This is a genomic window from Mycobacterium sp. 3-98 (assembly GCF_035918355.1).
Taxonomy (GTDB): Bacteria; Actinomycetota; Actinomycetes; order Mycobacteriales; family Mycobacteriaceae; genus Mycobacterium; species Mycobacterium intracellulare.
This window is the reverse complement of sequence record NZ_CP142360.1, coordinates 15,489-27,992: the sequence shown is the minus strand read 5'-3', so window position 1 is coordinate 27,992 and position 12,504 is coordinate 15,489. Positions and strand designations below refer to the sequence as shown.

General features: G+C 69.0%; 13 protein-coding genes. All 13 read left to right on the top strand.

Annotated elements, in window-relative coordinates:
- Position 1: 1 nt before the first annotated feature.
- The 13 genes from folE to clpC1 all read left to right on the top strand — a co-directional run bounded on the left by folE (position 2) and on the right by clpC1 (position 12,495).
- The gene (gene folE / locus QGN30_RS00150; protein WP_014378981.1) at positions 2-604 is read left to right on the top strand and encodes a GTP cyclohydrolase I FolE; all 603 of its coding nucleotides are present in this window, start codon (positions 2-4) and stop codon (positions 602-604) included.
- Positions 601-1,452, top strand: a complete 852-nt coding sequence (gene folP / locus QGN30_RS00145; RefSeq protein ID WP_085976422.1) for a dihydropteroate synthase — start codon at positions 601-603, stop codon at positions 1,450-1,452. The genes folE and folP overlap by 4 nt, the downstream gene beginning before the upstream one ends.
- Positions 1,445-1,834, top strand: coding sequence for a dihydroneopterin aldolase (gene folB / locus QGN30_RS00140; protein ID WP_008263472.1), 390 nt, complete (start codon positions 1,445-1,447; stop codon positions 1,832-1,834). Before folP ends, folB begins: the two co-directional genes overlap by 8 nt.
- Before the next feature lie 64 nt (positions 1,835-1,898).
- On the top strand, positions 1,899-2,417 hold the full coding sequence (folK, locus tag QGN30_RS00135; RefSeq protein ID WP_020188684.1) for a 2-amino-4-hydroxy-6-hydroxymethyldihydropteridine diphosphokinase: 519 nt from the start codon (positions 1,899-1,901) through the stop codon (positions 2,415-2,417).
- Positions 2,417-2,893 carry a DUF3180 domain-containing protein gene (locus QGN30_RS00130; protein WP_008263488.1) on the top strand — a complete coding sequence of 159 codons (477 nt, stop codon included), beginning with the start codon at positions 2,417-2,419 and terminating at the stop codon, positions 2,891-2,893. Before folK ends, QGN30_RS00130 begins: the two co-directional genes overlap by 1 nt.
- 86 nt (positions 2,894-2,979) lie before the next feature.
- A complete protein-coding gene (locus QGN30_RS00125; RefSeq protein WP_233042359.1) occupies positions 2,980-4,404 on the top strand; it encodes a DUF6779 domain-containing protein in 1,425 nt (474 codons plus the stop codon).
- 114 nt (positions 4,405-4,518) lie between these two features.
- Positions 4,519-5,430: a Rossmann-like and DUF2520 domain-containing protein gene (locus QGN30_RS00120; RefSeq protein ID WP_225331326.1), complete on the top strand. Its 912-nt coding sequence runs from the start codon at positions 4,519-4,521 to the stop codon at positions 5,428-5,430.
- Complete coding sequence (gene panC, locus QGN30_RS00115) at positions 5,427-6,365, top strand: pantoate--beta-alanine ligase (RefSeq protein ID WP_008263493.1); 939 nt, start codon at positions 5,427-5,429, stop codon at positions 6,363-6,365. The genes QGN30_RS00120 and panC overlap by 4 nt, the downstream gene beginning before the upstream one ends.
- On the top strand, positions 6,365-6,784 hold the full coding sequence (gene panD, locus QGN30_RS00110; protein ID WP_008263496.1) for an aspartate 1-decarboxylase: 420 nt from the start codon (positions 6,365-6,367) through the stop codon (positions 6,782-6,784). Before panC ends, panD begins: the two co-directional genes overlap by 1 nt.
- Before the next feature lie 2 nt (positions 6,785-6,786).
- Positions 6,787-7,602, top strand: a complete 816-nt coding sequence (locus QGN30_RS00105; protein ID WP_009957603.1) for a type III pantothenate kinase — start codon at positions 6,787-6,789, stop codon at positions 7,600-7,602.
- 50 nt (positions 7,603-7,652) lie between these two features.
- Entirely contained in the window at positions 7,653-9,149 is a 1,497-nt protein-coding gene (lysS, locus tag QGN30_RS00100; protein ID WP_008263500.1) for a lysine--tRNA ligase, read from the top strand.
- 127 nt (positions 9,150-9,276) lie between these two features.
- A complete protein-coding gene (gene lsr2, locus QGN30_RS00095; protein ID WP_008263502.1) occupies positions 9,277-9,615 on the top strand; it encodes a histone-like nucleoid-structuring protein Lsr2 in 339 nt (112 codons plus the stop codon).
- Between the two features lie 336 nt (positions 9,616-9,951).
- Positions 9,952-12,495, top strand: coding sequence for an ATP-dependent protease ATP-binding subunit ClpC (gene clpC1 / locus QGN30_RS00090; RefSeq protein ID WP_008263504.1), 2,544 nt, complete (start codon positions 9,952-9,954; stop codon positions 12,493-12,495).
- Positions 12,496-12,504 lie beyond the last annotated feature (9 nt).

Here is a 12,504-nt window from a genome sequence, read left to right as displayed (position 1 = left end):
GATGGCACTGCCGGACACCGCGATGTCCAAGATGCGGGTCTTCGACCAGGACCGTGCCGAGGCCGCGGTCCGCGAGTTGCTGTGCGCGATCGGCGAAGACCCGGACCGGCACGGCCTGCGGGAAACCCCGGCCCGCGTCGCCCGCGCCTACCGGGAGATGTTCGCCGGGCTCTACACCGATCCGGACAGCGTGTTGAACACCATGTTCGACGAGGATCACGACGAGCTGGTGCTGGTCAAGGAAATCCCGCTGTACTCCACGTGCGAACACCACCTGGTGTCGTTCCACGGGGTGGCCCACGTCGGCTACATCCCGGGCAACGACGGCAGGGTCACCGGCCTGTCGAAGATCGCGCGACTGGTCGATCTGTACGCCAAGCGGCCCCAGGTGCAGGAACGGCTCACCAGCCAAATCGCCGACGCCCTGGTGAAAAAGCTCAATCCGCGCGGGGTGATCGTCGTGGTCGAGGCCGAGCACCTGTGCATGGCGATGCGCGGTGTCCGCAAGCCCGGAGCGACGACCACGACCTCGGCGGTGCGCGGAATATTCAAAACCAACGCCGCTTCTCGAGCCGAGGCGCTCGACCTCATCCTGCGGAAGTGAGCCTGGCGCCTGTGCAGGTAATGGGAGTTCTGAACGTCACTGACGATTCGTTCTCCGACGGCGGCCGCTATCTCGACCCCGACAAAGCCGTGGCACACGGATTGGCGCTGGCCGCCGACGGCGCCGACATCGTCGACGTCGGGGGAGAATCCACCCGTCCCGGTGCCACGCGCGTCGACGCCCGTGTCGAGGCCTCCCGGGTCGTCCCCGTGGTCAAAGAGCTTTCCTCGCAAGGCATTACGGTGAGCATCGATACCATGCACGCCGACGTCGCGCGGGCGGCGCTGTGCAGCGGTGCGCGGATCGTCAACGACGTGTCCGGCGGCCGGGCCGATCCCGCGATGGCGCCGCTGCTGGCCGAGGCGAAAGTGCCTTGGGTGCTGATGCATTGGCGCTCCGTGTCGGCGCAGCGTCCGCACGCGGCCCCGGACTATCGTGACGTGGTCGCCGAGGTGCGCGCCGAATTGCTTGCCAGTGTCGACGCCGCGGTGTCCGCCGGTGTCGATCCCGCTCAGCTGATGATCGATCCGGGGCTGGGATTCGCCAAGACGGGACAACACAATTGGGCGCTGCTGCATGCGCTGCCGCGATTGGTCGCCACCGGGATCCCGGTGCTGCTGGGCGCGTCGCGCAAACGGTTCCTCGGTACGTTGCTGGCCGGGCCCGACGGTTCGCCGCGGCCCCCCGACGGGCGTGAGACGGCGACCGCGGTGATTTCCGCGCTCGCCGCGCTGCACGGGGCCTGGGGGGTACGGGTGCACGATGTGCGCGCCACGGTCGATGCGCTCAAGGTCGTGGCGGCGTGGAACGACGAGACGCACACTGGGCTGGCTGAACACGATGGCTGATCGAATCGAGTTGCGCGGGTTGAAGGTTCGCGGGCAACACGGGGTTTTCGACCACGAACGCGCGAGCGGGCAGGACTTCGTCGTCGACGTCACCGTGTGGATCGATCTGGCGTCGGCCGCCGCCACCGACGACCTGACCGACACCTACGACTACGGCGCGCTGGCCCGGCTGGCGGCCGACGTCGTGGCGGGACCCGCGCGAAACCTGATCGAGACCGTCGCCGCCCAGATCGCCGATGAGGTGATGGACGACGAACGCGTGCACGCCGTCGAGGTGGTGGTGCACAAGCCGCAGGCCCCGATCCCGCAGCAGTTCGCCGACGTCTCGGTGGTGGTGCGGCGGTCCCGGCGCGGTGGCCGGGGTTCGGTGGTGCCGTTATGACGCGTGTTGACGACGATGATGCCGGCTCGGTCCTGTGCGGAGCCGGGATCGAGGAGTGGCGCCGATGACCAGAGTGGTGTTGTCCATCGGGTCCAACCTGGGGGACCGGCTGGCGCGGTTGCAGTCGGTCGTCGACGGGCTGGGGGACACGGTGCTCGCCGTGTCACCGGTGTACGAGACCGACCCTTGGGGCCGGGTCGATCAGGCGCCGTTCCTCAACGCGGTGCTGATCGCCGACGACCCGGCCTGCGACGGGCAGGGCTGGCTGGCCCGGGCGCAGGAGTTCGAGCGCGCGGCGGGCAGGGTCCGCGGCGAGCGCTGGGGGCCGCGCACCCTCGACGTCGACCTGATCGCCTGTTACGGGCAAACCGAGGTGACCTCGCGGGAGAACAACCTGACGCTGCCGCATCCGCTGGCCCATTTGCGGGCCTTCGTGCTGATCCCCTGGCTGGCCGTCGACCCGGACGCTCGGCTGACGGTCGCCGAAGGGCCGCGTCCCGTCGCGCAGTTGCTGGCCGAACTGGAGCCCGCCGACCGTGCCGCCGTACGGCGCTCCGACCTGACGCTCGAGCTCACAACCTGATGGGGCCCACCCGCAAGCGTGACCTGACGGCCGCGGTGGTCGGCGCCGCCGTGCTGGGTTACCTGCTGGTCAACGGCCTGTACCGGTGGTTTCCCCCGATCACGGTGTTGACCGGCCTGTCGTTGCTGGCGGTGGCCATCGGCGAGGCGCTGTGGGCGCGCTACGTGCGCGCCAAGATCGCCGACGGCGAAATCGGCCCCGGTCGGGGCAGGTTGCATCCGCTTGCGGTGGCACGCAGCCTGATGGTCGCCAAGGCGTCGGCCTGGGTGGGGGCATTGATGCTGGGCTGGTGGGTGGGACTGCTGGTGTACTTCCTGCCGCGCCGGTCCTGGCTGCGGGCCGCCGCCGAGGACACCACCGGAACGGTGGTGGCGGCCATCAGCGCGCTGGCATTGGTGGTCGCCGCGCTGTGGCTGCAACATTGCTGCAAGTCCCCGTACGACCCGACCGAGCGCGGCGAGGGCGCCGAAACCTAGCGCCGATCGATCGGCGGATCAACCCAGGTGAGAATCGCCGGAGTAGGGCGACACGCGGATTGACCTCGCGCAGGTACAGTCAGGCCATGACCGTTCTGTCCCGCGGCGCCCGGGTGCGGCGCGGCGGCCGCAGGCCGGGGTGGGTGCTCTTGACCGCGTTGCTGGTCCTCGCGATAGGTGCCAGTTCCGCATTGGTTTTCACCAATCGGGTGGAACTCCTCAAGCTCGCTGTAATCCTGGCGCTGTGGGCCGCAGTCGCCGGCGCCTTCGTTTCCGTGCTCTATCGCCGCCAAAGCGACGCCGATCAGGCCCGCGTCCGCGATCTCAAGCTGGTCTACGACCTCCAGCTCGACCGGGAGATCTCGGCCCGGCGCGAATACGAACTGACCGTGGAGTCCCAGCTGCGTCGCGAGCTGGCCTCCGAGTTGCGCGCCCAGGCCGCCGACGACCTGGCCGAACTGCGCGCCGAGCTGAGCGCCTTGCGCACCAGCCTGGAAATCCTGTTCGACACCGACCTCGCGCACCGCCCCGCGCTCGGGACCGTCGAGAGCGAGCCGCAACCGGAGCGCGCCTACAGCGAGTGGGATCGCAACGGCGAGACCCCCCGCGACAACCCCGTCGATTGGGTGCCCAGCGATCGGGTCACGTCGGTGCCCCAGGACAACCCGCGCGGGCGCGCCGACGAGACGGCCATCATCGACGTCCCCGAAGAACCCCTGCTGCCGCCCCGCCAACCGCCGCCACCCCGTCGGGAACGGCCCCGCTACCAGTACGAACCGCCCCAAGAACCCGCGTATCCGGCGCCGGAGCCGGCCTACGCCCCACCGCCGCCGGAGCCCCGGTTCGAACCCCGCCAGCAACCGCCACCGCAACCCGAACCCGAACCGCAGGCTCCGCCGGAGCCCGAACCACAGCCTGCGCCCCGGGCGGAGCGGCACCGCCAGGACTGGCAGCCGACGGCCGCGGAAGGCCAGTGGTTGCCACCCGGGACACCGGGCAGCAACTGGACCGGCGCCGACGCCCCCGGGGAACCGGCGGGCGGGCGGCGGCGCGCACGGCATTCGGGCCCCGACGAGTCCCGAGACGAACCCCCGGACGAAGCCCGGGACGAATACCGAGACGAAGCCTGGGACGGCCTGCCCGTCGAGCCCCTGCCCCAACCGCCCTACGCCGAGTCCGGCCGCCGGGCACGGTCACGCCACTCGGCGGAGTACCGCGACTACGGGGTGCGCAGTTTCGCCCCCGGCACCGAGCCACCGGCCCCGGCGCCGCCCCCGCCGCCCGAGCCCCCGGTGCAGCAGGGCCCGCCCGCCGGCGCGCCCCCGCCGCCGCGGCTGGCGCCGCCGCCGGCACCGGAGCACACGCCCCGGCACGGCGGTGATCCCCAGCGCGAGGACGCCGGCGCCGCCGGAGAGACCACCGCCACGGGCGGCCAGTCGGTGGCCGACCTGCTGGCCCGCCTGCAGGTGCAGCCCTCCGAGGGCGGCCGGCGTCGCCGCCGCGAAGGCTGAGCTGGGAGCTTCCTCACATTGGGAAACGCCTGGTGATCGACTAGAGTCTTGGTGACCGAACGGTACCCACCTGGTGGGACCGGAACGAACAAGAAATCTGTGAGGTCGTCTGCGATGGTGCAGTTCGACGGTCTGCGCCCGGCCAGGCTCAAGGTGGGAATCATCTCCGCCGGCCGGGTGGGCACCGCGCTCGGTGTCGCGCTGGAGCGCGCGGACCACGTCGTGGTGGCGTGCAGCGCCATCTCCCATGCGTCGCGGCAGCGGGCGCAGCGCCGCCTGCCCGACACCCCGGTGGCGACGCCGCCCGACGTCGCCGCCGGCGCCGAGCTGTTACTGCTCGCGGTTCCCGACAGCGAACTCGCCGGCCTGGTATCCGGGCTGGCCGCGACGTCGGCCGTGCGGCCCGGGACCATCGTGGTCCACACGTCCGGCGCCAACGGGGTGAGGGTCCTGGCGCCGCTGGCCGAGCAGGGCTGCATCCCGCTGGCGATCCACCCGGCCATGACGTTCACCGGCTCCGACGAGGACATCAGCAGGCTGCCGGACACCTGCTTCGGCATCACGGCGGCCGACGAGGTCGGGTACGCGATCGGTCAATCGCTCGTCCTGGAGATGGGCGGTGAGCCGTTCTGCGTCGCCGAGGACGCCCGCGTCCTCTACCACGCGGCGCTGGCCCACGCGGGCAACCACATCGTGACCGTGCTCGCCGACGCCCTGGAGGCGCTGCGCGCCGCGCTGCGGGGCAGCGAGCTGCTCGGCCAACAGTCCGTCGACGACCAGCCGGGCGGCATCGCCGAACGCATCGTCGGCCCGCTGGCCCGGGCGGCGCTGGAGAACACCCTGCAACGCGGGCAGGCCGCGCTCACCGGCCCGGTCGCGCGCGGCGACGCCGCCGCGGTCGCCGGGCATCTGGCGGCCCTGGCCGGGGTCGGACCCGAACTGGCGCAGGCGTATCGGGTGAACGCCCTGCGAACCGCGCAGCGCGCGCACGCCCCCCAGGACGTCGTGGAGGTGCTGGCGCCATGACCCGAGCAAAACCCCCGGCCTTCAAGGCGGGCGAACTCAACCTGTACCCGAACCCGCGTGACGTCACCGACGTCAGCCGCGCCCTGCGCCACACCGGCCGCCGGGTGATGCTGGTGCCCACCATGGGCGCGCTGCACGACGGCCATCTGGCGTTGGTGCGGGCGGCCAAGCGGGTGCCCGGCTCGGTGGTCGTGGTCTCGATCTTCGTCAACCCCCTGCAATTCGGCGCCGGTGAGGATCTCGACGCCTATCCCCGCACCATGGACGACGACCTCGCGCTGCTGCGCGCAGAAGGCGTCGAAATCGTCTTCGCCCCAACGGCCGCCGCGATGTATCCCGACGGGCTGCGCACCACGGTGCAGCCCGGACCGCTGGCCGCCGAGCTCGAGGGCCGCCACCGGCCCACCCATTTCGCGGGCGTGCTCACCGTCGTGTGCAAGCTGCTGCAGATCGTGCGCCCGGACCGGATCTTCTTCGGCGAGAAGGACTATCAGCAGCTGGTGATGATCCGCCAGATGGTCGCCGACCTCAACATCGACGCCCAGGTCGTCGGGGTGCCGACCGTCCGCGAATCCGACGGCCTGGCGATGTCGTCGCGCAACCGCTACCTCGATCCCACGCAACGCGAACTGGCGGTGACGCTTTCGGCCGCGCTGACCGCCGGCGCGCACGCCGCGCACCACGGCGGCGCGGCCGCGCTGGACGCGGCGCGCGCGGTGCTCGACGCCGTCCCCGCGCTCACGGTCGACTACCTCGAGCTGCGCGACGCCGGGCTCGGGCCGGCGCCCGCCCACGGTTCGGCCCGGCTGCTGGTCGCCGCCCGGCTGGGCACCACCAGGCTGCTGGACAACATCGAAATGCAGATCGAAACACCCGCCGGCACCTCAGGGCCGGACGGCAATCACGAATACGCCCAATCACCTTGGAGGAATTGATGCTACGGACGATGCTCAGGTCGAAGATCCACCGGGCCACCGTCACGCAGGCCGACCTGCACTACGTGGGCTCGGTGACCATCGACGCCGATCTGATGGACGCGGCGGACCTGCTCGAAGGCGAACAGGTGACCATCGTCGACATCGACAACGGCGCCCGCCTCGTCACCTACGCCATCACCGGCGAACGCGGCAGCGGCGTGATCGGGATCAACGGTGCCGCAGCGCATCTCGTCCACCCGGGCGACCTGGTGATCCTGATCGCGTACGGGACCATGGAGGAGGCGGAGGCCCGGGCGTATCGGCCGCGGATCGTCTTCGTCGACGCCGACAACAAACCGGTCGACCTCGGCCACGACCCGGCGTTCGTGCCCGAAGACGCGGCCGAGCTGCTGGATCCCCGGATCGTAGCGCGGTAGCCGTGCTGCTGGCGATCGACGTCCGTAACACCCACACCGTCGTCGGGCTCATATCGGGCGCCAAGGAGCACGCAAACGTCGTGCAGCAGTGGCGGATTCGCACCGAATCGGAGATCACCGCGGACGAATTGGCGCTGACCATCGACGGATTGATCGGCGACGACTCCGAGCGGCTCACCGGCGCCGCCGCGCTGTCGACCGTCCCCTCGGTGCTGCACGAGGTGCGGCTCATGCTCGACCAGTACTGGCCGTCGGTGCCCCACGTGCTGATCGAGCCCGGGGTGCGCACCGGCATCCCGCTGCTGGTGGACAACCCCAAAGAGGTGGGCGCCGACCGAATCGTCAACTGCCTGGCGGCCTTTCACAAGTTCGGTCAGGCCGCCATCGTCATCGACTTCGGGTCCTCGATCTGCGTGGACGTCGTGTCGGCCAAGGGCGAATTCCTCGGCGGCGCGATCGCGCCCGGGCTGCAGGTTTCCTCCGATGCCGCGGCGGCCCGCTCGGCCGCGCTGCGCCGCGTCGAGCTGACCCGGCCCCGTTCGGTGATCGGCAAGAACACGGTCGAGTGCATGCAGGCCGGGGCGGTGTTCGGGTTCGCCGGTCTGGTCGACGGCCTGGTCGGACGCATCCGTGAGGACGTGGACGGCTTTGCCGGTGACGACGTCGCCATCGTGGCCACCGGACACACCGCGCCCCTGCTGCTGCCCGAGCTGCAGACCGTCAGCCATTACGAACAGCACCTGACCCTGCACGGCCTGCGGCTGGTCTTCGAACGCAACCGCGACGCCCAGCGCGGCCGGCTGAAGACCGCCCGCTAGGGCGCCCGCCGGTCAAGGGCACCACGAGAGTTGATTTAAGCTGGCACGTCGTGAGTGCCGACGAGCCAGATATTCCCGAGCAGTACCGGATCCGCCGGGACAAGCGCGCTCGGCTGCTCGCCGAGGGGCGCGACCCCTACCCGGTCGCCGTCGAACGCACCCACACGTTGGCGCAGGTCCGCGCCGCCCACCCCGACCTGCCGGTCGACACCGCGACCGACGACGTCGTCGGCGTCGCCGGCCGGGTGATCTTCGCCCGCAACTCGGGAAAGCTCTGCTTCGCCACGCTGCAGGAGGGCGACGGCACCACGCTGCAGGTGATGGTCAGCCTCGACAAGGTGGGCCGCGAATCCCTCGACGCGTGGAAGGCCGACGTCGACCTGGGCGACATCGTCTACGTGCACGGCAACGTGATCAGCTCACGGCGCGGCGAATTGTCCGTGCTGGCCGATTCGTGGCGGATGGCGTCGAAGTCGTTGCGTCCGCTGCCGGTCGCGCACAAGGAGATGAGTGAAGAGGCGCGGGTGCGGCAGCGCTACGTCGACCTGATCGTCCGCCCGCAGGCGCGCACGGTGGCCCGGCAGCGGATCGCGGTCATCCGCGCCATCCGCAACGCATTGGAGCGCCGCGGCTTTCTCGAAGTCGAAACCCCGATGTTGCAGACGCTCGCCGGCGGCGCGGCCGCGCGGCCCTTCATCACACATTCCAATGCGCTGGACATCGATCTCTACTTGAGGATCGCACCGGAACTGTTCCTCAAGCGGTGCGTGGTCGGCGGTTTCGACAGAGTTTTCGAACTAAATCGCGTGTTTCGAAACGAAGGTGCGGATTCCACGCATTCTCCCGAATTCTCCATGCTCGAGACCTACCAGGCGTACGGAACGTATGACGATTCGGCGGTTGTGACGCGCGAGCTTATTCAAGAGGTCGCCGACGAGGCGATCGGAACCCGACAACTACCGCTGCCCGACGGCAGTGTCTACGACATAGACGGAGAATGGGCTTCGATCGAAATGTACCCGTCGTTGTCGTCGGCGCTCGGTGAAGAGATCACGCCGGAGGCGACGGTGGAAAAGCTGCTCGGCATCGCCGATCGCCTCGGCGTCGAGATCCCGCGCGACCGTGGTTACGGACACGGAAAGATCGTCGAGGAGCTGTGGGAGCACACGGTGGGCAACGCGCTCGTCGCACCCACGTTCGTGCGGGACTTCCCGGTCGAGACAACACCTTTGACGCGCCAGCACCGCAGCATCGCCGGCGTCACCGAGAAGTGGGACCTGTATGTGCGCGGGGTCGAGCTGGCCACCGGTTACTCGGAATTGAACGACCCGGTCGTGCAGCGGGAGAGGTTCGCCGCCCAAGCGCGCGCGGCGGCCGCCGGCGACGACGAGGCCATGGTGCTCGACGAGGATTTTCTTGCCGCACTCGAGTATGCGATGCCGCCATGTACCGGAACGGGAATGGGTATCGACCGGTTGTTGATGACATTGACCGGACTGTCAATTCGGGAGACAGTTTTGTTCCCCATTGTTCGGCCACACTCGTAGTCGAAAAGCTCAACCCTGCAACGCCCGTACAGATTGAGTATGCTGCGTTGTTATGGCAGATTGGTGACCGGGGAGGTCGATCCAATCTGCTCAGCAACTGCTCAGGACGAAATGCGAGGGTGAGCCAATGGCAAAAAAAGTGACCGTCACCTTGGTCGATGATTTCGACGGTGCCGGCGCAGCCGACGAAACGGTCGAATTCGGGCTTGACGGGGTGACCTATGAGATTGATCTTTCGTCCAAGAATGCCGCGAAACTTCGCGGGGATCTGAAGCAGTGGGTGGAAGCCGGTCGCCGCGTCGGCGGCCGCCGGCGGGGGCGGTCCGGCTCGGGACGCGGGCGCGGCGCCATCGACCGTGAGCAGAGCGCGGCGATCCGCGAATGGGCTCGCCGGAACGGGCACAACGTGTCGACGCGCGGCCGCATCCCGGCCGACGTCATCGACGCGTTCCACGCCGCAACCTGACAGTCTTCAAACCGGCGCCCGGGCCCCAAGCCCGGGCGCCGGTTTGTCATTTCGCTCGGCGCGAAACGATGGTCGGGCGTCCCGGGAAACGAATTGGGACATTGCAACGTTTCTTGGGATACGGCGGGTAAAGCCCCAGGCAGTCGCAAGTGAGATCAGGGCCGGAACGACCGAGTTGCGTCGACAGCGAACGAGGCCGCACAAGGTTAGGTCCGCCGGCAAGCCGACCATTACAGTGGATGGCAGGTACGCGATTCCGGCCACAGGGGACCGGCAGGGTTGTTCGAAGGGCCGCTAACTAGTTTGTACCGATGTTGAGGGAGAGCAGGTAACCCGATGTTTGAAAGATTTACCGACCGTGCCCGCAGGGTCGTCGTCCTGGCGCAAGAAGAGGCCCGGATGCTCAACCACAACTACATCGGCACCGAGCACATCCTGCTGGGTTTGATTCACGAGGGCGAAGGCGTCGCGGCGAAGTCGCTGGAGTCGCTGGGCATCTCGCTCGAGGGCGTCCGCAGCCAGGTCGAGGAGATCATCGGCCAGGGCCAGCAGGCGCCGTCGGGCCACATCCCGTTCACCCCGCGCGCCAAGAAGGTTCTCGAGCTGAGCCTGCGCGAGGCGCTGCAGCTCGGCCACAACTACATCGGCACCGAGCACATCCTGCTGGGCCTGATCCGTGAGGGTGAGGGCGTGGCCGCGCAGGTGCTGGTGAAGCTGGGCGCGGAGCTGACCCGGGTGCGCCAGCAGGTCATCCAGCTGCTGAGCGGCTATCAGGGCAAGGAGGCCGCCGAGGCGGGCACCGGTGGCCGTGGTGGCGAGTCCGGCAGCCCCTCGACGTCGTTGGTGCTCGACCAGTTCGGCCGCAACCTGACGGCCGCCGCGATGGAAGGCAAGCTGGACCCGGTCATCGGCCGCGAGAAGGAAATCGAGCGGGTGATGCAGGTGCTGAGCCGGCGCACCAAGAACAACCCGGTGCTGATCGGCGAGCCCGGCGTCGGCAAGACGGCCGTCGTCGAGGGCCTGGCGCAGGCCATCGTGCACGGCGAGGTCCCGGAGACGCTGAAGGACAAGCAGCTCTACACGCTGGACCTGGGCTCGCTGGTCGCGGGCTCGCGCTACCGCGGTGACTTCGAGGAACGCCTGAAGAAGGTGCTCAAGGAGATCAACACCCGCGGCGACATCATCCTGTTCATCGACGAGCTGCACACCCTGGTGGGTGCGGGCGCCGCCGAGGGCGCGATCGACGCCGCGTCGATCCTCAAGCCCAAGCTGGCCCGCGGCGAGCTGCAGACGATCGGCGCCACCACGCTCGACGAGTACCGCAAGTACATCGAGAAGGACGCCGCCCTGGAGCGCCGCTTCCAGCCGGTGCAGGTCGGGGAGCCGACGGTGGAGCACACCATCGAGATCCTCAAGGGCCTGCGCGACCGCTACGAGGCGCACCACCGGGTCTCGATCACCGACCCGGCGCTGGTTGCGGCGGCCACCCTGGCCGACCGCTACATCAACGACCGGTTCCTGCCGGACAAGGCGATCGACCTGATCGACGAGGCGGGCGCCCGGATGCGGATCCGCCGGATGACCGCGCCGCCAGACCTGCGCGAGTTCGACGAGAAGATCGCCGACGCGCGCCGGGAGAAGGAATCGGCGATCGACGCCCAGGACTTCGAGAAGGCGGCCAGCCTGCGGGATCGGGAGAAGCAGCTGGTGGCCCAGCGCGCCGAGCGCGAAAAGCAGTGGCGCTCCGGCGATCTCGACGTGGTCGCCGAGGTCGACGACGAGCAGATCGCCGAGGTGCTGGGCAACTGGACGGGCATCCCGGTGTTCAAGCTCACCGAGGCCGAGACCACCCGGTTGCTGCGCATGGAGGACGAGCTGCACAAGCGGATCATCGGCCAGGAGGACGCCGTCAAGGCCGTCTCCAAGGCGATCCGCCGCACCCGCGCCGGGCTGAAAGACCCCAAGCGCCCGTCGGGTTCGTTCATCTTCGCCGGCCCGTCCGGTGTCGGTAAGACCGAGCTGTCCAAGGCGCTGGCGAACTTCCTGTTCGGCGACGACGACGCGCTCATCCAGATCGACATGGGCGAGTTCCACGACCGGTTCACCGCGTCGCGGTTGTTCGGCGCCCCGCCGGGGTACGTCGGCTACGAGGAGGGCGGCCAGCTCACCGAGAAGGTGCGCCGCAAGCCGTTCTCCGTGGTGCTGTTCGACGAGATCGAGAAGGCGCACCAGGAGATCTACAACAGCCTGCTGCAGGTCCTCGAGGACGGTCGGCTCACCGACGGTCAGGGGCGCACGGTGGACTTCAAGAACACCGTGCTGATCTTCACCTCGAACCTCGGCACGTCCGACATCTCCAAGCCGGTCGGCCTGGGCTTCACCCAGGGTGGCGGTGAGAACAACTACGAGCGGATGAAGCAGAAGGTCAACGACGAGCTGAAGAAGCACTTCCGCCCGGAGTTCCTCAACCGCATCGACGACATCATCGTCTTCCACCAGTTGACCCGCGACGAGATCATCCGGATGGTCGATCTGATGATCCAGCGCGTCGGCAACCAGCTCAAGAGCAAGGACATGGCGATGGAGCTGACCGACAAGGCCAAGGCATTGCTGGCCAAGCGCGGCTTCGACCCCGTGCTGGGTGCCCGTCCGCTGCGGCGCACCATCCAGCGCGAGATCGAGGACCAGCTCTCGGAGAAGATCCTCTTCGAGGAGGTCGGTCCCGGCCAGGTTGTCACGGTCGACGTCGACAACTGGGACGGCGAGAGCGCCGGCGAGGACGCGAAGTTCACCTTCACCGGCACCCGCAAGCCGCCGGCCGAGCCGGACCTGGCCAAGGCCGGGGCGCACGCCGCGCCGCAGGGGCCGGACCCGCAGTAGCGAGCGGTT

Excerpts from the sequence above, each read along its gene's own strand:
- folE (WP_014378981.1), top strand. The coding sequence starts at position 2 with ATGGCACTGCCGGACACCGCGATGTCCAAGATGCGGGTCTTCGACCAG.
- folB (WP_008263472.1), top strand. The coding sequence starts at position 1,445 with ATGGCTGATCGAATCGAGTTGCGCGGGTTGAAGGTTCGCGGGCAACAC.
- folK (WP_020188684.1), top strand. The coding sequence starts at position 1,899 with ATGACCAGAGTGGTGTTGTCCATCGGGTCCAACCTGGGGGACCGGCTG.
- QGN30_RS00130 (WP_008263488.1), top strand. The coding sequence starts at position 2,417 with ATGGGGCCCACCCGCAAGCGTGACCTGACGGCCGCGGTGGTCGGCGCC.
- QGN30_RS00125 (WP_233042359.1), top strand. The coding sequence starts at position 2,980 with ATGACCGTTCTGTCCCGCGGCGCCCGGGTGCGGCGCGGCGGCCGCAGG.
- QGN30_RS00120 (WP_225331326.1), top strand. The coding sequence starts at position 4,519 with ATGGTGCAGTTCGACGGTCTGCGCCCGGCCAGGCTCAAGGTGGGAATC.
- panC (WP_008263493.1), top strand. The coding sequence starts at position 5,427 with ATGACCCGAGCAAAACCCCCGGCCTTCAAGGCGGGCGAACTCAACCTG.
- panD (WP_008263496.1), top strand. The coding sequence starts at position 6,365 with ATGCTACGGACGATGCTCAGGTCGAAGATCCACCGGGCCACCGTCACG.
- lsr2 (WP_008263502.1), top strand. The coding sequence starts at position 9,277 with ATGGCAAAAAAAGTGACCGTCACCTTGGTCGATGATTTCGACGGTGCC.
- clpC1 (WP_008263504.1), top strand. The coding sequence starts at position 9,952 with ATGTTTGAAAGATTTACCGACCGTGCCCGCAGGGTCGTCGTCCTGGCG.